We start from the raw sequence: 23810 nt of genomic DNA, 5'->3' as shown, positions 1-23810 counted from the left end.
GGCGATTTTTACAAAACACTCGTTTACAGCGTCCAAAATACTTCTCGCATAATAAAAGGCATAGGAAAACGACAACTTACTCTCCCCTAAAGTAAAGATTTACAAAAACATAGAGTACCAAAAACGAGATTAAAAATATATCAAAAATCGTTGAATTTATGATACAAAGGTATTGTTTTTTTTGTTAATGGACTAAATAAATTCAAAAAAACGCAAACCTTTGCGTGAGTTTGACATCTAACATTCTTGATATCAATTATATATCAACTCAATAATATTACATTAAATATATAAAATCATATATTACCTGTATAGCTATAATATGGTATTTTAGTACACTCTTTTTTATATTATTAAACGAACGTTTAATAATACGTGAAACAATCTTGAAAAGATGCGTGCAAGTGAGGATCGCAACATTGAATATCAAGACAGAACAGGAGGATTGTGTTTAACAGCAAACATTTATCCTAAAAGCTGTCGGATAGAAAAAAAGGCTTCAGATAAAAATCTGGTGATTATTATTCTGGACGGAGACGGTATAGTTTCTATACCCGGATTCGACCGTTGTCGGGCGGGGAAAGGTAAACTTGTTTTCATCCCGGCAAACACGGCATGGGAAGTGGAAATATTCAATCCGGGACAAACCTTGGAAATACAATTCGCCGACCTCAATAATTTCTATTGCGAATTGTATTTCCGTTCGCTACTCCCTCTCTGCAACGATATCACTCACACGCTGCAACCCTTGTACTCCTGCCCCGCTATTGACGAGTATGTCGAGCGCGTCGTCGAAATGCTATACAGGAAGAGAACCCGCGAACTGTCAAACGACTACGAGTTATTCACCATTTTTGGGGTGTACTATCCCAGATCAGTTATTGCTAACTTTCTCTATCCTTTTCTTAAAACCCTCGAACTATGAAAAAACACGCGTCCCATCATATCACGACATGGGTAGGTATCGGCTTACTGTTATTACTAACCGTCACCACGACACAGGCACAACGCCACGTGGCGATAAAAACCAATCTCCTGCATGCCGCCACCGCGACGCCAAACTTCGGTATCGAGTTCGCCGTCCATCCCCGCCTGACCGTGGATCTTTGGGGAGCCTACAACCTTGTAGATTTCAAGGGCAACACCTCCCTGCGCCATTACCTGTTCCAACCCGAACTACGCTATTGGTTCTGCCGCACTTTCGAGGGACACTTCGCCGGGGTACATGCTCTCGTCGGACGGTTCGATATCGGGGGCGTATCCTTTATCAAGAGCTTGAAAAACTATCACTACCGGGGACCTCTCTTCGGGGCGGGTATCACTTACGGCTACCATTGGGTTGTCGGCAAACGGTGGGGCGTGGAGGCGGCATTCGGACTGGGCTACATTCGGCTGCGATACGACAAATACCAATGTTCCGGTTGTGCCGATATCAAAGCTCGCTACAAACGCGACTACTTCGGTCCCACGAAAGCCGCCGTGACACTCATGTTTTTTATCAACTAAACACGAGAAAATGAAAATAATACCTTATATTATATTATTCTTATTCCTCGCGAACGTTACCGAAACCGCCACCGCGAACACCACCGTGCCGGACACCGCATTCTTCCACCCGCGGGTAAGCGTGACTCTCGAACGGGTATCGCTCGCCGACGACAGCGTCACGGTACAACTGTCGGTAACTACCCGCGGTCTTCAATTGTCGAGGAAAGCATCCGTCACCATTATACCCCTGCTCGCGAGCAAGGGCAAGGAAAATCCCCTTCCCGCCGTCATCATCGCCGGCAAGCGCAGGGCAAAGCTCGACGCCCGGGAAACAGCACTCACCCGGCTTCCCGACAAAATTTACCGGGAACTACGCTTCCGTCGGGGACATGACATCGCCCTGCAATATACCGTCACAGTACCCTATAGCCCGTGGATGCGCGATGCAGCTCTCGGCATTCGCTACCTTACCAGCGAATGTCTCGCCGACGAAATTCTAGGCGTACAGACAGTCATACCCGACGTGTCGCTCACCGACGAGTACACCGTGTTGCGCGATGACCACGCGGCACTATCCGACAGCCTGCGGCAAGCTCGCGAAACCATCCGGCAATTCATCGTGCTGAAAGAAAGATTACTCGATTCCCTCGACGCACTAGCCGACCATTCTTGCCGGGGAATCATGTATCTCGCCTATCCCGTCGGGAGGACACCCCTCCTGCCCGATTTCGGCGACAATCGACAGGAATTGTCCCGCATCGACAGCGTACTGCGTCCTTTGTTGGCGGATACCACTGTCACCATCCGTTCCGTCACGCTCACGGGTTACGCTTCCCCCGAGGGAAAATACGACCACAACGCGCACCTCGCCGCCCTGCGGGTGGCAAACGTGCTCAAGCACCTCTGCCGGGCATACCCCGCGATAGACCAAACCTTATTCCGTGCCTACTCCGTCGCCGAAGACTGGGAGGGTACAGTCCGGCTTCTGCGCAAATCTGACAAACCCTACAAGGAAGAAGTACTCCAAATCATCCGCGAATGCAACATCTTCGACGGCAGGGAAGCACGCCTCATCCGCCTCCGCAACGGCGACCCTTACCGCGATATGCTCAAAGATATATTCCCCCGCCTGCGACGCACGGAGTTCGTGGTGGAGTGGGAGAAAACAATTAACAATTGAAAATTGAAAGTTGAAAATGAGAAAGATTTAGAATAATAGAGATGAAAAGTTTACCGAAGACGAAAGAGTATTCCAGCTCTCCCTCTGTTTATAGAGGGAGCACCCCGGAAGGGGGAGGGAGTTGTGGCACTACCGCCTCAACAAACTCCTCCGTCAGCTCCACTGCCACCTCCTCTATAAACAGAGGAGGAGCTGGAATACCGTCCCCAACACCGGTAAAACAACCTGCAACTTGCCGCAGGCAAATGCAACTTGCAACCTGTAACTCGCCGAAGGCGACTCTAAATCATAAATCTAAAATCAATCGGTTTTTTAATCTTAAATCGTCAATCATAAATCTAAAATTAATTTTTTTCCTCACCAGCTGCACCCTCGACCCCGAACTGGCTGTCTGTCCCTACAACGTGTGGGTGGACTACACTTGCAGTGACGGGCAATCCATCACCTCGGGAGAATTTCCCGCGGCGGGCATCCGGCAATTCGTTTACGACTCCACCGGCTTGCTGGTGGGCGAATTTCCGGGTGACTCATGCCGTGCCGGGGTGGGAACGTTCCGCCTTCCGCCGGGTAAATACAACCTCATTACATGGACAAACACCTTGCCCGACGGTTGCACCTTCCGGAACGTTACCCCCGACACGAGCCACCTGCCCGAGAGTCACCTGCATCCCCGACCGCGGGACAACGCCTCCCGCCACGGCGGCGACGACATCCCGCACCACCTCTGCGTCGGGCGGCTCTACCACGGGAACACCTCGTTCACCGTGCCCCGCCACGGCGTCACCCGCCTCCGGGTGGGGCTGATGCACGCCCACGCCCGGCTGAACCTCACCGTCGAGTGGGCGGACGGGGTGCTGCCCGCCATTGCCCGCGGCGACGGCACTCCCGTCATGTGCGTCGAGGGCATACCCCTCGGCTACCGCTTCACGGGAGGCTCCCCGTGGGGCGACTATACCCTTCCCTGTCATGACGACGAGGCAGGCAAAGGCACGTACACCGTGCAGGCGGGCTTCGCCGGCGGCAAGGTCAAGGCGAACTTCACCACCTTGCGGCTCACCGACGAATGTCGCCCCACCGTCCACCTCACCCGTGACGGCACGCCACTCATCACCCCCGTCGACCTCAGCACCTATTTCCGGACAATGGGTATACGGCTCACAGACAACATACGACAAGAATTCGACCTCACCATACAAATCGGCAAAGACCAAACCCTCATCTTCCAAACCAACACCTCCGGGTGGGAAGAGGGAGGAAACATCGGAGCCAATTAACAATTGAAAATTGAAAGTTGAAAATTGAAAATGAGAGAAAGGAAAAGAATAAAAGGAATCAAAAATATAGAAACTAAAATAAATAAACAACCATGAAAGCACACCCTACCATACCCGCGCCTCCCGGCAACCTGCAACCTGCAACTCGCCACAGGCGAACCCTTTGGCGAACCCCTCATTTTCAACTTTCAATTTTCAATTTTCAATTGCTTCTCGTGCTAATAGCCGTAGCTTGCACCGACGAGAAGCCGTTCGACACGACCGATCCCACCCTGCCCGTCCGCCTGAACCCCGGCGAGCAGGCGGTCACCCTCACTCTCGGCGGCATGGGTAAAGCGGCGACAGCCAAAAGCGAGGCGGGTATTCTCTCCCGGGCAGACAATAAAATAATTGAAACCGAAGCCGTTGTCAACACGCTCGACATCTACTGCTTCGTCAACCTCGCGCAGGACGGCAACGATGCCACCGCCAAGGCGGACTATACCCTCGAACGCGTGTACAAGTACGCCCCCGGCGGTAATGGCAACGACTTCACGCTCGTTCCCGATGCCGACGGCTACCGTGCCGCCATCGGCATTCCCAAGGACGACCGCCTCCGCCGTTTCCTCGCCGTGGCAAACGACAACAATACGGCAAGGACATACACGGCAATCCCCGTCGGCAGCGACCGGACAAGCGCCACCCCGTACGCGGACATAGCGGCATGGACAGGCGCAAACACAGGTATCGATACCTACCTCCCCGCCACCGGCACCGTCCCCAAACGCCTCGCCATGAACGACGGAAGCTATACAGAGGTGGACGAACCCTTCTCCGCCGAGTACCTCGCCGAGGGGCTTCCCATCACCCTCTACCGCCTCGTCGCGCGTCTTGACATCAGCAACCCCGCCACCACGGGATTCACGATTACCCAAATCAACGGAAGTTACAAAAGCAACATCATGTTTTTCCCTCCCTACACGTTAGAGAAACGAGGTATGCAAATAGGAACGTCTTCCGATATCAGCAACGCCGAATACATCGCGGGTGCTCTCTACCTCTACCCTTATTCCGGCGAGGAGAAAAACAAAATCACCATCACCGGCACTCTCAACGGCACGTTACAAACCATCACCGTCGAAGCAACGCTCAAGCCCAACACCCGCTACCTCCTCCGCGTGCGCAACGACGGGAACAACGTCAGTGCCACCATCGAGGTGGCGCCGTGGAACGAGGGCAGCGACATCGACACCCCGCTCCCCGGCGAGTACAACACGGCATACACGCTCGCACCCGCCGTTAGTGGCGGTCTCGTGAACAGAGCCATCGTCAATCGGGGCAAATACGCCGCCGACATCGAACAATCCGCCCGCGTTATTCGGGTATATTCGGGTACGGACGCATCGTCCTTCCTTACCATCACGGGAGCCGACGGCAACTCCGCCCCCGTGGGCATCGTCATCCCACCCGAATTTGCAGACAAGATTAAAATCGGGACAAGCACCTCCACCCCGTCCGGAGCATGGCAAACCACCCTTGGTGAAGTCCAAAGCGACGATAGCGGAGGAGGAGCGCCTCCCATCCTCCAAAGCGTGAGTTTAACGCCCGGGAACACCCCTGCGAGCGGTAGCGGCATATCCGGGAGAGCAGGAACAGGCAGCGTCAGCACGCAAAAGCTACGCCCCGAAAGCAGCACTCTCACCTTTATCACCCGCTCCGCCGACGGTTCGTACAAATACGATGAATGGACTCTCGTGCTCGATATTTTAAGTAATAACGACACCCCGGTATCCGATTTTCCCACGGTGAAGGTACTCGATAACGGCACGACCACGGACATCACCGAGCCGGACATGACGCTCAGCACCGCCGTCTACCTGCCGGCGTTTGCGTCCGCCAACGACGCCAACGCCGTAATCCCGACAGGAAAATATATCCATGTATCCTCCACCGAGGGTAACAGAAAAACATTATCGGCATACTCCACCGAAGACTGGCTCTACGTTTCATCCTCCGATATCGAATTAATGGACGCCATCCCCCCGCTTTACGTCTATGCCGTCGGCGACAACCTCACCGGCAAAGAACGACAAGCACAACTTGTCACCCGCCGGGCTCTCGTCGTCAACGACGACACGGGCTCTCCTACCGACACCATCATAAAAGAACGCCGCTATACCGTCATACAGCAACCCGTCACCGCCGAAGACGAGGCACGAATGGCATCATCCGCCGCCATACGCCTCGAAAGCGGGCACAAAACCGACGAGTTGTACATCAAGGACAACACCATCCACGTGCCTCCGTTAAACTCGAACATGAGCAGTGGCGGCGGCATACGCCCCTCGGCAACAAGAATCTCAACATTATCGGACAACCTCTCGCCATTCTCCATCCTTACCCCGGGAGGCAAACCGGTAATCATCAACCTGCCGGACGTGGACTGGATAACACTCGAGACTTCATTCTACCCGTCCCGGCATATCCCTTCGGACGGAATGATTTCCCAAAACGAAAAAACACCTCCCGGCTTCTTCCGGCAATTCCTACTCCAGCTGAACACCACGGGGGCTGACCGCCAAGCATACTTCGACATCATCACCCTCGTCGACGGCAAACAGGTAACCACCACCTACCGCGTCATACAGTACCCCGAACCCGAAAGAGATACGGATGTCGGAGAAGAAATGTAAAAGAAATTTAGAATGAAAAGATTTAAAAACATAAAGATGAAAAGACCTAATATAGAAACGGGAACTACCCCCTCCAACTCCCCCTTACACAGGGGGAGAGGCACAACGCGAGGAACAACCAAGCGGTTTCATTTTCAATTTTCAATTTTCAATTTTCAATTGCTTCTCGCGCTCGCGCTAATAGCCTGCACTTCCGAGAAAATCATCGACGACAACGGCATTGACCTCCGCGAAGGCGAGCAGCTCGTGTCCATTCGTCTCGACGGTATGGGCAACACCGCCGTACCCGTCGGACGCACAGGCGACGACGCACCGGCTACCCCTGCCGAGAACGCCATCGAGGAACTCACCATATACAGCTTCGTCGGCATCAACCCCGAGGGCGGCACCTACGACCCCGCGGCAGCGGAAAACGGTCGATTATATACATTCGATTTCACCCTCGAGCGGGTGTACCGCTACAAGGCGGGCAGCGACAACAACGATATGCTCCTCTCCGCCGACGGCAACGGCTACTCCGTCGCCATTCCCGTGCAAAAGGACTCGTACTATCGCCGCTTCTACATCAAGGCGAACGCCGGCGATGCCCCCGCCTCGGCAGTTGCCGTCCCGATATACCAAACGGGTACCCCCAGCTTCGCCGACCGGACAAACGCCACCGTGGACAGATGCAACGAGATGAGTCACACACACTCTAATCTGTTAACAAATACCGACAAACTTATCCTCCCCACCACCGACCAGGCAGACGCCATACGCCCACCCCTTCCCGCCAGCGGCATAGCCTTCTGGAAAGAAGAACTCACGGGCGGCTACTTCAAGGAGCACGATATATTCTCCGCCAACGACCTTGCCAAAGGACTGACCGTTACCCTCTCCCGGCGAGTGGCACGCTTCGATATCAGCAACCCCGCCGCAACAGGATTTACCATCACCGGCATCCACGCCGCCAACGTCGACTACAAGAACTGCTTCCTGTTCGGGGGCTCTATATCGGAGGGGGACAGGACGTATCTCTACAAGCACCCTCTAGCCAACGCCACTTTCATCCCGGCGGCACTGTATCTTCCCTACGGCTACTACAGCAGCAGCAATCCGCTCTTCATTTTCATTAACGGCACCTTTCACGGCGTCGACATCGAACTGACCGCGACAACAGAATGGATAAATGCCAACACCCGCTACGTCATCAACGTCATCAACTCCGGTACCAACGTCTCCGCCAACATCACCCTTGCCGACTGGACGGACTCCAACAGCAACATCGACAGCGACGACCTCTACGGCAGGCTCAACGCAGAAGCCAACATCTCCATCCCGCGAAAGGGATACGACAGCTATATCAGTAAAAAAGACAACGTGATTACCATATTGTATGATGCCACCTCATACGAGAACCCATTCCCGGGCATTAACATCAGCGGTGCAGCGGGCAACACGCGTCCCGTGGGCATCATCATTCCCGACGACGTGAAATGGCTTGTCACAGACAAAGCGAGCGAGAACACCAACGAGGGAAGCTACGCTGTCACGGTCACCGCGGTTGCCGAAAATCCTGAACGCGAAAGCGAAGCATACGATGCAAGCACATACGATAAAGCCACCCCGCCCTATACCCCGCCCCGGGAAACCACCCTTACCCTTGTCACCAACGCCGACGGGAAAAACATACATCACGAGTACCGGGTAGTACAGGATTGGATATTCCCCGATGCATTCACGCTAAGCACGCAACTCGCCCGGGGAACCTTCGCGATACCCGCGGGATGCACCTTCGACCAAAACACCCGGACAATTACCCTCCCGCCCTTCCAGAAAGGATATCTTTACTATACCGGAGACCCGGTAGCCGGAATACTGAAAGACCAATCTTGGCTCCACCCCCAACGAGAAAATCTCAGGGTAAACCTCAACGCCGACGATAACTTCCAAAGTTCCTCCCCCCGCTCCGTCACGCTGACCATACGGGTATGGGACGATGCCACCTCCGGAATCATCACCGAGGACTACACGATTACCCAATCCGCCGGGAACTTCGATCCCGCCCTCCTCACGACCGGAGTGACGGTGAACAGCACCACGCTCAGCGGCATTACCGTGACCGACGATGCCGTCATGATCCCGGACAACTACAACTCCGGCACAACCAATCCCTCATACGCCGATGCCCTGCTGCTTGTCGGCAAGGACGAGAAAGGCTTCATCGCCACCGTCCCCCCGGAACAAGACTGGCTCTGGCTGGAAGTGCCCCTATATGAAACGATGCAATACTACCCGGCACACGACGGAAAATACGTCCGCCGCATCCGCATGAACACCAATACAGGAGGGGCGGAACGCTCTGCCAACATCAATATCCTCTACCGGGATGCCGGCGGCAACATCGCCCGCAAAACCATCCGCGTCACGCAAGGCGCCGGCGGGGGAACGATATAACAATTGAAAATTGAAAGTTGAAAATTGAAAATGAGAAAATTCCCGAAGCCAAAGACTATTTCAGCTCCTCCTCTGTTTATAGAGGAGGTGGCACGGAGTGCCGGAGGAGTTCTTATCACGATATACAAAAACTCCCTCCCGGCTTCGCCGTACTCCCTCTATAAACAGAGGGAGAGCTGGATTACAGTCACTAATGCGAGGGAAGCAACCTGCAACTCGCCGCAGGCGACTCTAAACAGAGGGAGAGCAGAAATAGCCTTCCGCTTCGAGAAGTCATTCAATCTAAAATCATCAAACTAAATTAATAAGCAAACCATGAAACAACACCCTACCATACCCGCCGTCCCCCGCAACCTGCAACGTGCCGAAGGCAAATGCAACCTGCAACCAGCAACTCGCCGCAGGCGAACCCTTTGGCGAACCCCTCATTTTCAACTTTCAATTTTCAATTTTCAATTGCTATTAGCGCTCGCACTAATAGCCTGCTCTGACGAAACCGTTGACCAGCCCGACACGCCGCACCTTGCCGCCAACGAACGGCTCGTGGAAATCGCCCTGCCGGGACTTTCCTCCGGGGGCAGCACAGCGGCAAACGCCGCCACGGACATCTCCCGTGCCGATATCGACAACATCGCGTCGGCTGGCGAGAATGTGATCAAACAACTCACCGTCCTCTGCTTCGTCAACCTCACCGCGAGCGGCACCGACGCCGCCACGCTCGATGACTACACCCTCGAACGCGAGTACACCTACGCCAGCGGCGGCGACGCCAACGACATCACCCTCGTCGCCGACGCCGACGGCTACCGTGCCGCCATCGGCGTCCCCAAGGACGACACCCGCCGGCGCACCTTCCTGCTCAAAGCCAATCAAATCGCCGCGGGTAGTGTCACCAACACCGCCGTCCCCGTCAGCGGTGCCGACCGCACTTCGGCAACCACCTACGCCGCCGCCCTCAACGAAACCTCGGCAACTCTCCCCGGCAACACGAACCTAACCTGCCCGCTCCTCATGAGCGCACGGGTTACCCGCACCGTCATCACCGGGGCGGGTGAATACATCGACGACCCCGTCTTCACGCAAGAAGACCTTGCCAAAGGCATCTCCGCCCGCATGATACGCCGCGTGGCACGCATCGACATCAGCAACCCCGTCACCACCGGGTTCACCGTCACGGGCATAAAAGCCGCAGGCAACCCGTCCGTACCCCTGTTCATCGATGATTTCAGCGGTTATATGCAACAAGACTACCCGGAAATAACACTTTCTAACGCCGCCGCAATACCCGCCGCCATATATCTCTACCCGGTATCCGGCGATAGTGACAACGCCGAGATTACCCTCTCCGGCACCTACGCGGGCAACCCCGTCACTCTCGGCATCACGACTAAAATACTCCCCAATACCCGCTACACTATTGCCGTGCGCAACGACGGCAGCAACCTGCGCCTCGACATCACCGTCGCCCCGTGGAACGACGGCGGCACCATCGACACCCCCGACATCGCCGGCACGCTCAACAGCGAGCATCACCTCGCCACGACCTCCACCCTCTACGCGGGGCAGATACCCCACGGGGACTCTACCACCATCGACGGCAACCGCATCACCTACGCCACCACGGATTTGTTCACCTCCGGCGGCGGATTCCTCGAAATCCGGGGCGCCGCGAGTGACGCACACCCCGTCGGCATCATCATCCCCGACGACTGCACGTGGATATACATCGCCGACAAGCAAACCGATGCCAACAACACCTACACCTGCCTGCTCGGTCTGTACGCCCCTGACGATATAGCCCCCGCATCGCGGGCTATAGGCAGACCCCAAACAAACTACCTAAAACGTCCCCGCGAGGCAGTCATCACCATCGTCACACGGGATGCCGGCGGCTACAACAAATACACGGAATACACCGTCTACCAAGAATACTACAACCCAACTCACGCCGCCGCAGCATTTATCATCAATATACAACCGTTTGCCGCCCTCGCGAGCGTGGACAACGCGAACCGCGTAATCCATCTGCCGCCCCTGCCTTACATTAACCTCGAATTTCTACCGGACAACAATATATCATTCGCATTTCCCCAAACCTACCCGGAGGAGGACTACCCGTGGATAGACATCAATAATAACGGCTTAAACGTCCCTTACCTCATGTACACCACCAATTCCGGCAACAACGGGGAAGAACGCACGGCATACCTCCGTGTCCGCACCCGCAAGAACGGCGACCCGGCAAGCCCCGTCGTCACCAATCGCTGGACGGTCATACAGGACGCCATGCCCAACGACGCCCTCCTCGCCACCGGGCACACGTTGCAACTACGCCTGCTCCCCGAGAAAGAACTACGCCTCGAGGGCGACACCATCTACATAAATCACGGGAATTACCATTCAGAATATTATAACATATATCTCCAATATCTCGCGAATCCCGATAACGAGGCACTAAAAAAAAGACTGGAACATGCTTTAAACTCATACCTCGACAACCTAGACATCGAGGATAACAATACCTGCCTCTCCGTCGTCGGGACGAACGGCATCCCCGCCTTCGTCACCTCGAACGACGACTGGGTACGCGTAACGTACACGAGTGATGACCAAATCATCGTGTTTCCCCAAGCATACCTCCCACCCGCCATCGACCAAAAAATCCCCGACCGCATCGGCTCGTTCACCGTCCACATGCAGGGAGGTAAAACGAAGACATATTACATGAAACAAACACAAACCAAAATAACAGAATAATTGAAAATTGAAAGTTGAAAATTGAAAATTGAAAATTAACAACGCCTCCCGGCAACAAGCAGAGCAACAACTTGCAACTTGCAAACCTGTAACCTGCAACTTGCCGAAGGCAATTTAAAACAAATAACTATGAATATCAAACAATTTTTTCGATTGGCTGTAGTAGCGCTCGCGTTGAGTGCGACAGCATGTAGTGACGAAATCGCGTCACAAGAAGACAATCAAGACTTAGTCTTGAAAGACGGCGAAACCGCCGTGCAGATGAACATCGCCGGGGTAAACGGCAAAAGCATCGCCCGCGCGGCAAGTAACGTCACCCTTCCCGGCGAGGTAAAAATTGACAAACTCGACATCTATTGCTTCGTCGACCTCGACGCCCAAAACACGTCGGCAGCGGTAACGGGAGTCGACAACTACACCCTCGAACGCGTGTACCGTTACGTGGCACAAGGCAACACGAACGACATCGTGCTCACTCCCGACGGCGACGGCTACAAGGCATCGTTCGGCGTGGTGAAAAATGCCGACCGCAAACGAGCCTTTATCCTCGTGGCAAATGACGGCGAAACCCGCACCGTGGTTGCAAACACGGACATCACCGTAGGCAGCGACCGGAGCACGAGTGGCGGCGCCACCGCGTTCAGCGCCGTGAAGGCATGGAACGTCCTTGAGGCAGACCTCGCCGCATCCGCCGCGAACCTCGCCACCCCGCTCGTGATGCAATCCACGGCACCATGGTCGACATACAACACGGACGGAACGCTCAAGACCAGCAACGAGTATGACGCCGCCAAGCTCGCCGAGGGCATCAGCGTAGAACTCACCCGCCGCGTGGCACGTATCGACATCAGCAACCCGGCAGCCACGGGCTTCACCGTCACCGGCGTCACCCTCACGGGAGCGAAGAACGCCACCCTATTCGGTGACATCGCCGCAGCCGGAGCCAACCAAACCGTTGCCTTCGCGGAGAAAGCCGTGTACAACGCCGAGGTCATCAACGCCGCCCTCTACGCCCTGCCGATGAACGCCAACGACGCCGACGGGGAATACCCCACCGTGGCTATCAAGGGAAAACTCGGTACCACCGAACTCACCCTCACCGCCAAATTCGCCGGTGACCCGATGACCGCCACCACCAAAGGGATGCAACCCAACACCCGCTACGTGGTGAACATCATCAACACCGAGGGTAACCTCACCGCATACATCACCATCGCCGACTGGGCATACGGCGAAACCGTCGATACCGACGACATCGCGGCGCGACTCAACTCCGGTGCTAGCTTCACGGCAGAAAGGGGCAACGGAATCGGATTCATAGGCGACAACAACAAAATCCTTTACATCGGCAACCTCTCCTGCGCCGAGGATATGCTTTTCGCCACCATCACCGGAACGGACAACGACAAGCCCATCGGCATCGTGCTGCCGGACGATTGCGACTGGCTGAAAGTGGTGAACACCGCCACCACCCCCATGACCTACCAGCTCCAAGCTACCGACAAAACCGCCGATGAAAGTACACGTCCCCTCACGGCAAACTTGTCAATCATCACGTACGATGCCGCGAACAAAAAACAGGTTATCAACGAGTACCTCGTGTACAAGGAATATATCAACACGGCACACATGGACAAGTCCCTCTTAGGTAGCATATGGGACATGAATACCATGAGCGAGTCGCCCGTATTCCACCTGCCCCCGTTCGGTATTGACCTTGCAATAATGCGCGCATCAGACCTCATTATCCCGGAAGGATGCACGTGGCTCTTCAATAAAAAAGTAGGAGACCTCCTCGGCACCAGTATCACCGACAACATAGGGAAACCCGAGCGCCAAGTAGTCGTGACGCAAAGATGGATACCGGGAAGTGGACTCAAAACCAGAGAAGTCACCATTATCCAAAGCGGAACCGTTGACAAAACAATCCTCAGCCCCACTCACGAGATAGTGCTGAACAACGACCTCGTGAACCAAGGAAAGATAAAGTTCGACGAAACCCTAAGCACCATCATTATCGCGGGTAGCGGTCTGACTGCCGACGATATTATCTTCAATATCCGCGGTATTGCAGCTAGCGCAAGCGGCACACCGGAGCCCATCAAACCCATTATCGTGCAATTCGGAGAAAATTGCGACTGGTGGTCAAAACCACTCTCCGGAAGTTTATATTTATTGGAAAGCTCTTGGGGACACGAGTATAAAATACCCTTCCCGGTTTACCCGTCTAGCAAGGCCGGTCCGCGCGAAACGGAATTCACCGTCACCACGTACAACGGTAAACCGATAGAAAAAACCTATCGCCTTATCCAATTGGGAAGAAACACGTCAACGGTGAATTAACCACCCGCGACAAATTACAAGCGGAAAACGAAACTGTCCCGAAATTCCGGGTATTTACCCCGGGGTGGGGACAGTTTCCTCTCCAACTTGTAACCTGTAACTTGCCGAAGGCAAATGCAACCTGCAACTTACCGAAGGTAAACAATATCCACGTATCACCCGCAACGGCGCCCCGCGGGGCACGACGTACCTTTATCCCGACAAAACCACCGGACAGAAGCCGGGGAAATAAAGGAGAGAAAAAGGGGTGATAAGCGATTAACTTCGATTCACCGCCTTGTTGCAAACGTGACACGACCACCCGCCAACGCGGGGAACACGGACGGACACCGGGGATACAGCGGGGTTGCCCCTCGCGTTCCGGTCTTTCTCCCGCCTATTTCCACGCTAACTGACGGATTAATATTCATTTAAAATCACGAACTATGGCAACATTCGAATCGAGTTTACTGGAAACCCTACGGGGAAAAATCGGAAATTTTATCATTTACAAAGTGAAACAACAGTACCGCATCCGCACGGCACCTGCCGAATACCGCGACGCCAACACGCCGGAGCAACAAGCCAACCGGAACCGGCTCACCGCCTGCGTGCGCTTCTACCAACGCCTGCGGGAAACCCCGCTACGGGACGCGTGGCGAACCGCCGCCGACAAAGCCGCCGCGTCATCCGGCTACTCGCTCTACTTGAAAACCAACATGGGCGTATTCCTGCCCGACGGCACAATCAGCGACTTCTCGCGCCTCACGCTCTGCCCGGCGAGCGGACTCAAGACTGCCGACAACATGATTGCCACCCGCAACACCGACGGCACGGTCACCCTCACGTGGGAAAACCACGCCGGAAAACAATCGCCGCGGAACACCGACCGCCTCGCGGTGGCATACCTGAACGAGAACCGGTCGTTCACCATCCGGTTCGTCAATCCGCTACCCGTATGCCGCGACGACGAGCGAGCCACCTTCACCACGGAAAACACTCCCGGCATCGCGACGCATGTCTACTGTTATTTCATTTCACGCGAGGGCGACGCTTACACCCCGGACACCTACATCAAATTGAACGATTAATATCAAAACAAAATACGAACACCCATGAACGAAGAAGAATACATCACCGACTATATCACCACTCTCGCGACCGCCGACATCGAACTATCGGGAAACACCCCCGCGGAACTCCGTTTCAACGGCACCACATCGCCGGGAGAACTCTACAAGCTATTGCTGAAGAAAGAAGCCATCGTAACCCGCACCATCTGCCAAACCGTGCTCGCCGCCGCCAACAACAAAATGATACTCTCCATGGTACAGCAACACCTGCTCGACATGAAAGGCACCATCACCTTCCGCGACGGGCATTACACCCACCGTTTCCTGCGCGTGACGAAAGACGGTGTTCCCCTGCCCCCGGAACAACTGGACACTCCCACCCGCTTCCGCACGGACGACTACCTGCGGGTGGTACAGGATGCCTACCTCCGTTTACACGGGTGGACGAACGGGCTGCCTCCCGTCCCTCCCTCGCCGCTATGCCTAAACGTCACCGAATCGGAAGCTGCCGAGATGCTATCATTCCTCTTCGACACGGGCATCGCCGGATGCACGCGTGAAGAATGGCGAAAGAAAGACTTCATCCACTACTTCTGCCGCGCGTGGAACCTCCCCCCGAACAAAGACTACGACACCCTCATGAGTCACGTCAAAAGTCGACCGAACCCAACCACCTTTCTGGACAAAATAAAACGAATATACCTCGACCATATCGAACAAAAAGATTGCAACCGACAATAACACCCGATGTTCCACCCCTTTCATGTCCGCCCTCCCCCGGGAATGGCGGACTTTTTTGTCCTTCACCCCACACATCCCCTTCCGAAAAATACCAAAATCCACGTACCGCCCGTGAACCTTCACTGGTGGCAACGGACTATTTTTATAATAACAAAAAAATAAATATCATGAAAAACATCAATTTAATCGAAGCCATCGTCGCTCTCGTCAAAGCAGTATCGCTCCTGACTGCCAAAATCGCCAAACTCATCCTCACCATCGAGAAAATCCCCGCCCGGCTACACTCCGAATGGGTGGACTCGACGGAAGTGTGCAAAATACTGAACATCCAACCCAACACCCTCTACAAACACGTCAAAAAATACAACATCCCCACCCGGAAAGTAGGCAAAAAATCCTACTACCGGTTGAAAGATATCGAAAGACTGTTAGTGGAATAAATTTTAAGGGCATCGAATTCGATGCCTTTAGTATGATAATCTACACTGTCCATATCCCCCAACATCCACATATCGCCCGTAACGGGAAAGGAAAATCATGGCTATATCTTTGTCCCGACAAAAAAACAAAGATATGATGAAACCTTTAACAACACTTATCAACGCAATTGGCGAAACAGTAGACCGCCTGACTCTCCCCGCGAGAGAAAAAAGACAACTGGAAGCGGAACTGACTGAAAAACTCCGGACACACGTCGAAAAACTGGCAGAAGAACAAAGTTCGGTACTCCGGGAAGAAGCCCGGGGCAATTGGCTGCAACGCTCGTGGCGCCCCTTGGTGATGCTGACATTCGCGACCATCATCCTCACGGGCACATTCGTCAGCCTGCCTATCCTCGCTGACACCTCCCGTTTCTGGGACTTGCTCGAAATCGGTCTTGGCGGTTATGTCATCGGACGCGGCGGAGAAAAAATTTTACAAACCATCACCCGGAAACGACGCCGGTTTTAATTTATGATTTACGATTGAGGTTACACCAACAACGTTCCCTTGCAATCACAAAATCATTGAATCGACAATCACAGAATAATTCATTTTAAATTCTAAATTTCTACCGTGGACATTCTAAACCATCGTCTTGTAGACTGCCATGCAGTTCACTTGACTTGCTCGAAAAACACCAGATTGCTGAAAGACCCGGACACCATCGTCTTACACTACACGGCAGGCAGAAACGCCCTATCATCAGCACTTTATCTTTGCCGCCCCGACGTGGGAGCATCCGCCCACCTCGTGATCGCCCGTGACGGGGAGCTCATCCAACTCGTGCCCTTCAACGTGGAGGCATGGCACGCCGGGCGCAGCTACTACCGGGGACGTGCCGAATTCAATCATTTCTCTATCGGCATTGAACTCGACAACCTCGGAAAACTGCAAAGAAAAGGCGAACGTTTTTTCGCCGAATGTGGGGCGGAAGTAATGCCTTCCGAGGTCTACGCGGACTACGCGAACGACAAACTCACGTACTGGCACAAATACACCGACGCACAAGTTGAAACCCTGCGCCAAGTATGTCGCCTGCTAATCTCCGCATACCCCATCTACCACATCCTGCACCACTCGGACATCACCTCCCGTAAACTCGATCCGGGTCCCGCACTCCCGGAGATCACGTTGGAGAGTTTGTTACTCGGCAGGAGCGAGTAACAAGTTACAGGTTCAATATTAAAAAATTTGCATCCGATGTATCGGATCCATGCAAAGGGTGCAAAATTCATTTTCAATTTTCAACTTTCAATTATTAAGTTATGGCAAAATTCAATTCCTATTTACTCGGAAAAATCAGAAACTCAGTAGGTAACGTAACCACATGTTACGTGAACAAACAAAACATTGCAAAGGCGAAAATCTTCGCCCGCAAAGATGTCAAAACCCCGGAAATACTGGCACAGCGAGCCCGAATGAAAGCCTTGACGGCAATCGTCCGGAGAGCGCTGCCCGTCATCCGGAAAGGATTCGCGGGAATCGGCAAAGGCTCACCCTCGAATGCCTTCACCGCCGCCAACATGGGCGCTATCGTGGTTGACGAAAAGTATAACACCACGATCGACTACGAGCATTTATTGCTGGGAAACGGTATGCTCTACCCTCCCAAAGTAAGCGCAGAGTACACCGAAGAGACGAAGAAGTATTCGTTCATGCAAGAAACACAAGAAAGCGAAGACGGTTTTGCCCTCCCGAATGACAAAGTGTACGCCGTCTTGCTCGAGGAAACCATGAACCGCACCAAACTGGTCGCACTCCGTGACCGGGGAGAAAGCGGCAGCACCAGCTACGCCCTCCCGGAAGACTGGGATGCCTCAAAAGTCCATGTCTATTGCTTCGCCACCACGAAAAACGGTAGAAGCGCTTCCGACAGCTTATTGATTCAGTGATTTACGATTTTAGATTTCAGATTCCGGCCGCACAGGCATTGCTCTCGGGCGGCCGGAATTTTTCATTTTCAATTTTCAACTTTCAATTTTCAATTGTATGAATTATTTTCTTACCGGCATGTTCTTCACCCTCAGCATCAACACCTTTCTCTCGCAAATAGCAGACAGTCTGATCGCGGGAACGGTCAGCCTGTTGGGCGGTGTACTAAGTTCCATCATCGTCGCTTGGCTTAAACGACAATGGGACAGGAGAAACTGATTTAGGGTTATACCCCTAAAAAGTATCTAAAAAAGAAAAGTTTTTAGGGTTATAGCCCTAAAAACTTTTCGTATCAAATCACATATTGATCTTATTTACATTTCTGGCACTCGAAATATTTCCATACCCCGGCAGCGCAAACAGCACCCAAGAAAGGAGCCACGATAAACAGCCACAATTGGCTCAACGCCTTACCACCCTCGAACAACGCCGGAGCGATACTTCTTGCCGGATTCACGGATGTTCCCGTCACGGGGATACAAACAATATGAATCAACACCAACGCAAGACCGATAGCCAGCCCGGCAAACCCGGCAGGTGCATTGGCACTGGTAGCCCCCAGTACAACCAGAATAAAGATAAAGGTAAAGACAAATTCCGCCACGAAAGCAGGCACCGCGTTACCTTCCCCGTACATGTTCGCACCTGTTCCTTCCAATCCCATTCCGGAAGAAATCACGTAAAGAATCGCCGAACCGATAAGGGCACCGATGACTTGAAACAACATATACATACCGGCATCTTTGCCACTCATTCGTCCCGCCAAGAGCACACCCAACGTAATCGCCGGATTGATATGGCAACCGGAAATACTACCAATCGTGTAAACCATTGCCAACACGGACAAACCAAATGCAAACGCAATACCCAAGAAACCGATCTCACTTCCGGCAATCACCGCACTCCCACATCCCATAAGCACCAAAACCATCGTTCCGATCATTTCAGCTAAATACTTTTTCATAATTCTTGCTATTTAGATTGATAATCATTACAATAACACACGATTATTGCAACACACTTGTACATTTAAACAACAAGTTTAAGAAAAATATCTTTCCATTATTCACATCTGCCATTATTTTTCACCATCTCCAATGGCAAGTTACACGATAAAAATAGTGAAAGTGCCCTTCATCAGGACACTTTCACTATTTTATAAAATTCGTAATCTACTTAGAAAACTTACGACCGTGGAATTGAGCGCTATCACCCAATTCTTCCTCGATACGAAGCAATTGATTGTATTTTGCCATACGATCGGAACGGCTCAATGAACCTGTCTTGATCTGACCGGAGTTCGTGGCAACAGCGATGTCGGCAATCGTGGCATCCTCCGTCTCCCCGGAACGATGTGAAGTCACCGAAGTGTAACCTGCGCGATGAGCCATCTCGATAGCATCCAACGTTTCGGTCAAAGTACCGATCTGGTTTACCTTAATCAAGATAGAATTGGCGCACCCCATATCAATACCTTTCTTCAAGTATTGCACGTTGGTCACGAACAGGTCATCACCTACCAATTGGCAACGGTCACCGATACGTTTTGTCAGCAATTGCCAGCCATCCCAGTCATTCTCGCTCATTCCGTCCTCGATAGAATCGATCGGATAACGGGATATCAACTCTTCCAGATAATCCACTTGTTGCGCGGAAGTACGTTTGGCACCCGTGGCCCCCTCGAACTTGGAATAGTCATAAATACCATCCTTGTAGAACTCGGAAGAAGCGCAATCCAAACCAATCATTACATCCTCGCCCGCCTTGTACCCGGCAGCCTCGATAGCCTTTATAATAGATTCCAACGCATCCTCTGTCCCTTTCAACGCGGGAGCGAAACCACCCTCGTCGCCGACAGCCGTACTCAATCCTCTATCGTGAAGTACTTTTTTCAAACTATGGAAAACCTCGGCGCCCATACGCAAAGCCTCACGGAAAGATTCCGCCCCCACGGGACGAATCATAAACTCCTGAAAAGCAATCGGAGCGTCGGAATGAGAACCCCCGTTAATAATATTCATCATCGGAACCGGTAAAACTTTAGCATTTACCCCACCGATATAACGGTACAACGGCATCTCCAAAGCATTGGCAGCAGCCTTGGCACAAGCCAAAGATACGCCCAACAAAGCATTGGCGCCCAAATTACTCTTGGTCGGGGTTCCGTCAAGTTCAAGCAACGTCCGGTCAATACCGACTTGATCCGTCACTTCCATTCCCAACAACGCATCGGCAATCACCGTGTTTACATTATTCACGGCTTTGGTCACACCCTTACCGCCATATCTTTTTTTATCACCGTCACGCAATTCCAATGCTTCATGTTCTCCGGTGGATGCCCCGGACGGCACAGCAGCACGTCCCATCACTCCACATTCCAAAAGAACATCTACTTCTACTGTCGGGTTCCCTCTGGAATCCAACACTTCTCTTCCTATAACTTCAGTAATGTACATTCTTCTTTACTTTAAAAAGTTGGTAAATAAATTGTTGTGACTAAGGTACGTAAAACAAACGAAAAAGTCACCCGAAATAGTTTATAAAGTTTTTAAAGTTTATAAAATGCATAAAGTCAAGAATCTATCGAGAACATCACTTCTGAATAAAACCACTACCACAACCTCCACTATAAACAGTTCCTCTCTATATACCTCTTTTCCCACGTTCAAGACTGTATTCCAGCTCCTCCTCTGTTTATAGAGAAGGAGGATGCGAAGCAGACGGAGAGCTGGTTACTATCTTCATTTTGGGTAAATTTTTATTTTAATGACCTCTTCTAACGTAAAAAAAGAAAGGTATAAAGTAAACTTCAAGGACATTATAAACCTTTTCCGATTAAATTTGTCTTATTGTCACGGAGGAAGATCAAGGATACAAGCGATTTGAAACTTAGAATTTAAAATCTACAATTGACTTGTCTTTCTCCGAGGAATGTTCAAAATTGTGTATAAAGTGTATGAGTAAAATGAAAGATGTCGTCTTGACTATCTTCCTTGTCTTATTGGGCACTGCCGTGTTCTCGCAAACCGGACAAACGGGAAGTATCAAGGGGAAGATTATCGACGCGAAGACAAAAGAAGCCCTAGAGTTTGTAAACGTAAGTATCCGGACAAAAGATTCCGGCAAAACGTTAGTCACGGGAACAGTGACCGACTCCACCGGAGTGTTCCACTTGAGTAGAATTAAAAACGGTACTTATATTCTCTCCGCATCCTATATCGGGTATCGGACGCTGGAAAAGGAGTTCACGATCTCCTCGAAAGAGAGAAATATCAACCTGCGCAACCTCCTTCTGGAGGAAGATACCCAAGCAATCAGCGAAGTTCAAGTAGTCGCGCAACGCGCTCAAATGAGGTTCGAGATTGATAAAAAGGTTTTTGACGTGGCCTCTAACATCTCTCAAGCGGGAGGATCGGCAAGTGATATTCTCGGCAATATTCCCTCCGTGGAAGTGGACAACGAGGGGGAAATCTCCCTGCGGGGTAATTCCAGCGTGACGATCTGGATTAACGGGAAAGCATCCGGCTTGACCGCGGATAACCAAGCACAGATACTTGAGCAGATTCCGGCGGAAAGTATCGAACGGATAGAACTGATCACCAATCCCTCGGCAAAATTCAGCCCGGAAGGGACATCAGGCATTATCAATATTATCCTAAAAAAAGACCGGAAAGCAGGCTATTACGGAAGCATACAAACCGGAGCCGATACACAGGGCGGCTATAATGCCAGCGCCAATATAAACTACAATAGCGGCAAAGTGGAAACCTACCTGAACGCCGGATACCGGCAAAGGAAATCGGAGGGGGAAGACAATACCAACCGCACGAACACGGACGAAGCAGGTAACCCCGTTTCCTACTTGAACCAGAAAGGAAAAAGTGACCGGAACGGTAGCTCGGTATTCGTCCGCGCGGGAATTACCTATAACTTTACCCCCAAGGATCACTTGAGTCTGGAAGCATTCGCGCACTTCGGGGATCGGAAATCGGACAATATGATCCGTTACGAGAGCAACGTGCCGGGATCTTTCACCACGAGCGAACGACTGACGCATTCCAAGAATTCGTCGAACGGCAATAATATCAATCTGGACTATAAACACGAATTCAATAAAAACAGCAACATCACCGCCCGCGCTTCATGGGACTTGTGGAAATCGGACGGTACGGACACGTACAAGCAACACTCGTTTTACCCGGAAGAAAAAGAAACCGCTTCATGGCAACAACAGGAAAGCAACAACCGCAGCCAATCATGGGAATTTCAAGTGGACTACGTAAATAAATTCAGCGAAGACAGTAAAGTGGAAGCCGGGTACAAAGGCTCGCTCAGCAACCGAAAAAGTCCCGTGGAAACCTATTCCGGGGCAACGGAAGCATCTGCCGTGCTGGACGAACTATTGTTCAACAAATACATATACGACCAGAATATACAGGCTCTATATGCCACGTATTCGACCAAATTAAACCAATTCGGGGTACAAGTCGGGTTACGGGGAGAATACACGGATACCGAAACGAAATCATTGGGTTACGGGGAACACCCGAGCGAGGTGAAACCTTACAAAAATGACTACTTCAGTCTATTCCCCAGTATATTTCTTTCGTACAGTCTGCCGAAAGACAACGAAGTACAAATAAATTACACCCGTCGCATTTCCCGTCCCCGCGGATGGCAGCTAAACCCGTTCGTGAACATGACGGACTCGCTCAATATCTCGTATGGCAACCCGTACCTCGATCCGGAGTTCTCCAACTCCTTCGAGGTAAACTACATTAAGAACTGGGAAAAACACACGCTTTCACTTTCCGCGTACTATCGAAACACGGATGATGTCATCCAACGTATCCGCTACCGCGAGGGAGACGTGATGAAAAGCACTTCCGCCAATATCACGCGATCGTCGTCCACCGGAGCCGAAATCGTGGCAAAGAACAAGTTTTTCAGCTTTCTGGATATAACGACCACCATGAATCTCTATTACAACAAGCTGGACGGCTTCTCGTACACGCCGGAAGGAACCGACACCCCGGTAACAGGGGAAAAAGACGATAATTTCTCGTGGAATGCCAAAATGATCGCGAATGCCATGCTTCCCTACGCTATTTCCCTACAGGCAACGGGGAATTATAATTCGAGACGAATCATTGCCCAAGGACACCGGAAATCCAATTACAGCATAGATCTCGGTGCCCGGAAATCGTTCTTCAACCGGAAAGTTACTTTCAGCGTAAACGTACAGGATATCCTTAATTCCCGCAACTGGCATAGTGTCACCTCCGGCAACGGCTTCCGTCAAGATAGCGATAGCTGGAGAAAAGGGCAAGTATTCCGCTTCACCCTAAGCTACAATTTCGGCAACATGAAAGCCACCCCTAAAAAACAACAACGCCAACAGAATGAAATGAATGGCATAGAAGAGGAATTTTAGTTTATAACCCCTTACAAA

25 protein-coding genes are annotated in these 23810 nt (G+C 52.1%); 16 read left to right on the top strand and 9 right to left on the bottom strand.

The window, feature by feature from the left end; genetic code table 11:
* Positions 1–394 precede the first annotated feature (394 nt).
* Entirely contained in the window at positions 395–925 is a 531-nt protein-coding gene (locus ACK8P8_RS21505) for a hypothetical protein (RefSeq protein WP_186975968.1), read from the top strand.
* A complete protein-coding gene (locus ACK8P8_RS21500; protein WP_303180719.1) occupies positions 922–1506 on the top strand; it encodes a DUF3575 domain-containing protein in 585 nt (194 codons plus the stop codon). The genes ACK8P8_RS21505 and ACK8P8_RS21500 overlap by 4 nt, the downstream gene beginning before the upstream one ends.
* A 40-nt stretch (positions 1507–1546) precedes the next feature.
* Here the strand turns inward: ACK8P8_RS21500 and ACK8P8_RS21495 are convergent, their stop codons facing one another.
* On the bottom strand, positions 1547–1702 hold the full coding sequence (locus tag ACK8P8_RS21495; RefSeq protein ID WP_237962011.1) for a hypothetical protein: 156 nt from the start codon (positions 1700–1702) through the stop codon (positions 1547–1549).
* On the bottom strand, positions 1699–1845 hold the full coding sequence (locus ACK8P8_RS21490) for a hypothetical protein (RefSeq protein WP_255469500.1): 147 nt from the start codon (positions 1843–1845) through the stop codon (positions 1699–1701). The genes ACK8P8_RS21495 and ACK8P8_RS21490 overlap by 4 nt, the downstream gene beginning before the upstream one ends.
* Before the next feature lie 166 nt (positions 1846–2011).
* On the opposite strand from ACK8P8_RS21490, the gene ACK8P8_RS21485 reads away from it, so the two are divergent.
* The 5 genes from ACK8P8_RS21485 to ACK8P8_RS21465 all read left to right on the top strand — a co-directional run bounded on the left by ACK8P8_RS21485 (position 2012) and on the right by ACK8P8_RS21465 (position 9350).
* Positions 2012–2668: a hypothetical protein gene (locus tag ACK8P8_RS21485; protein WP_369860439.1), complete on the top strand. Its 657-nt coding sequence runs from the start codon at positions 2012–2014 to the stop codon at positions 2666–2668.
* Between the two features lie 41 nt (positions 2669–2709).
* The gene (locus tag ACK8P8_RS21480; protein ID WP_410026315.1) at positions 2710–3942 is read left to right on the top strand and encodes a FimB/Mfa2 family fimbrial subunit; all 1233 of its coding nucleotides are present in this window, start codon (positions 2710–2712) and stop codon (positions 3940–3942) included.
* A 92-nt stretch (positions 3943–4034) separates the two neighbouring features.
* Complete coding sequence (locus ACK8P8_RS21475) at positions 4035–6614, top strand: hypothetical protein (protein ID WP_369860278.1); 2580 nt, start codon at positions 4035–4037, stop codon at positions 6612–6614.
* A gap of 12 nt (positions 6615–6626) precedes the next feature.
* Positions 6627–9050 carry a hypothetical protein gene (locus tag ACK8P8_RS21470; RefSeq protein WP_369860279.1) on the top strand — a complete coding sequence of 808 codons (2424 nt, stop codon included), beginning with the start codon at positions 6627–6629 and terminating at the stop codon, positions 9048–9050.
* A gap of 30 nt (positions 9051–9080) precedes the next feature.
* Positions 9081–9350 carry a hypothetical protein gene (locus ACK8P8_RS21465; RefSeq protein WP_369860280.1) on the top strand — a complete coding sequence of 90 codons (270 nt, stop codon included), beginning with the start codon at positions 9081–9083 and terminating at the stop codon, positions 9348–9350.
* A 152-nt stretch (positions 9351–9502) separates the two neighbouring features.
* On the opposite strand, the gene ACK8P8_RS21460 is transcribed toward ACK8P8_RS21465, so the two are convergent.
* Both ACK8P8_RS21460 and ACK8P8_RS21455 read right to left on the bottom strand, forming a co-directional pair.
* On the bottom strand, positions 9503–9718 hold the full coding sequence (locus tag ACK8P8_RS21460) for a hypothetical protein (protein WP_186975978.1): 216 nt from the start codon (positions 9716–9718) through the stop codon (positions 9503–9505).
* 325 nt (positions 9719–10043) lie between these two features.
* Positions 10044–10733 (bottom strand): hypothetical protein, encoded by a 690-nt coding sequence (locus ACK8P8_RS21455; protein ID WP_369860281.1) that lies wholly within the window; start codon positions 10731–10733, stop codon positions 10044–10046.
* Between ACK8P8_RS21455 and ACK8P8_RS21450 the strand changes: the two genes are divergently transcribed.
* Positions 10677–11807 carry a hypothetical protein gene (locus ACK8P8_RS21450; RefSeq protein WP_369860282.1) on the top strand — a complete coding sequence of 377 codons (1131 nt, stop codon included), beginning with the start codon at positions 10677–10679 and terminating at the stop codon, positions 11805–11807. The two genes, ACK8P8_RS21455 and ACK8P8_RS21450, sit on opposite strands and share 57 nt — an antisense overlap.
* Positions 11808–12035: 228 nt before the next feature.
* Here ACK8P8_RS21450 and ACK8P8_RS21445 read toward each other — a convergent pair whose 3' ends face one another.
* Positions 12036–12257: a hypothetical protein gene (locus ACK8P8_RS21445; protein WP_369860283.1), complete on the bottom strand. Its 222-nt coding sequence runs from the start codon at positions 12255–12257 to the stop codon at positions 12036–12038.
* A gap of 41 nt (positions 12258–12298) precedes the next feature.
* Positions 12299–12802 carry a hypothetical protein gene (locus ACK8P8_RS21440; protein WP_369860284.1) on the bottom strand — a complete coding sequence of 168 codons (504 nt, stop codon included), beginning with the start codon at positions 12800–12802 and terminating at the stop codon, positions 12299–12301.
* 25 nt (positions 12803–12827) lie between these two features.
* Between ACK8P8_RS21440 and ACK8P8_RS21435 the strand changes: the two genes are divergently transcribed.
* On the top strand, positions 12828–14150 hold the full coding sequence (locus ACK8P8_RS21435; RefSeq protein WP_410026314.1) for a hypothetical protein: 1323 nt from the start codon (positions 12828–12830) through the stop codon (positions 14148–14150).
* Positions 14151–14419: 269 nt separating this feature from the next.
* Here ACK8P8_RS21435 and ACK8P8_RS21430 read toward each other — a convergent pair whose 3' ends face one another.
* On the bottom strand, positions 14420–14560 hold the full coding sequence (locus tag ACK8P8_RS21430) for a hypothetical protein (protein ID WP_186975982.1): 141 nt from the start codon (positions 14558–14560) through the stop codon (positions 14420–14422).
* 15 nt (positions 14561–14575) lie between these two features.
* On the opposite strand from ACK8P8_RS21430, the gene ACK8P8_RS21425 reads away from it, so the two are divergent.
* The 6 genes from ACK8P8_RS21425 to ACK8P8_RS21400 all read left to right on the top strand — a co-directional run bounded on the left by ACK8P8_RS21425 (position 14576) and on the right by ACK8P8_RS21400 (position 18318).
* A complete protein-coding gene (locus ACK8P8_RS21425; protein WP_369860286.1) occupies positions 14576–15220 on the top strand; it encodes a DUF6266 family protein in 645 nt (214 codons plus the stop codon).
* A gap of 234 nt (positions 15221–15454) precedes the next feature.
* A complete protein-coding gene (locus ACK8P8_RS21420) occupies positions 15455–15943 on the top strand; it encodes a hypothetical protein (protein WP_410026312.1) in 489 nt (162 codons plus the stop codon).
* 167 nt (positions 15944–16110) lie between these two features.
* Positions 16111–16383: a helix-turn-helix domain-containing protein gene (locus ACK8P8_RS21415; protein ID WP_176555007.1), complete on the top strand. Its 273-nt coding sequence runs from the start codon at positions 16111–16113 to the stop codon at positions 16381–16383.
* Between the two features lie 133 nt (positions 16384–16516).
* Entirely contained in the window at positions 16517–16894 is a 378-nt protein-coding gene (locus ACK8P8_RS21410; protein WP_366482613.1) for a 3TM-type holin, read from the top strand.
* A 105-nt stretch (positions 16895–16999) separates the two neighbouring features.
* A complete protein-coding gene (locus ACK8P8_RS21405) occupies positions 17000–17590 on the top strand; it encodes an N-acetylmuramoyl-L-alanine amidase (RefSeq protein WP_369860288.1) in 591 nt (196 codons plus the stop codon).
* 101 nt (positions 17591–17691) lie between these two features.
* Positions 17692–18318, top strand: a complete 627-nt coding sequence (locus ACK8P8_RS21400; RefSeq protein ID WP_186975986.1) for a DUF6266 family protein — start codon at positions 17692–17694, stop codon at positions 18316–18318.
* A gap of 350 nt (positions 18319–18668) precedes the next feature.
* On the opposite strand, the gene ACK8P8_RS21395 is transcribed toward ACK8P8_RS21400, so the two are convergent.
* Entirely contained in the window at positions 18669–19322 is a 654-nt protein-coding gene (locus ACK8P8_RS21395) for an aquaporin (RefSeq protein ID WP_369860291.1), read from the bottom strand.
* 208 nt (positions 19323–19530) lie between these two features.
* Positions 19531–20814 (bottom strand): phosphopyruvate hydratase, encoded by a 1284-nt coding sequence (gene eno / locus ACK8P8_RS21390; RefSeq protein WP_099291634.1) that lies wholly within the window; start codon positions 20812–20814, stop codon positions 19531–19533.
* Positions 20815–21314: 500 nt separating this feature from the next.
* On the opposite strand from eno, the gene ACK8P8_RS21385 reads away from it, so the two are divergent.
* The gene (locus ACK8P8_RS21385) at positions 21315–23792 is read left to right on the top strand and encodes a TonB-dependent receptor (protein ID WP_410026311.1); all 2478 of its coding nucleotides are present in this window, start codon (positions 21315–21317) and stop codon (positions 23790–23792) included.
* Positions 23793–23810: the final 18 nt, after the last annotated feature.

Source organism: Butyricimonas muris (assembly GCF_046365375.1).
Lineage (GTDB): Bacteria > Bacteroidota > Bacteroidia > Bacteroidales > Marinifilaceae > Butyricimonas > Butyricimonas muris.
The sequence above is the reverse complement of the archived record's forward strand: the minus strand, read 5'-3'. Positions and strand labels throughout refer to the sequence as shown.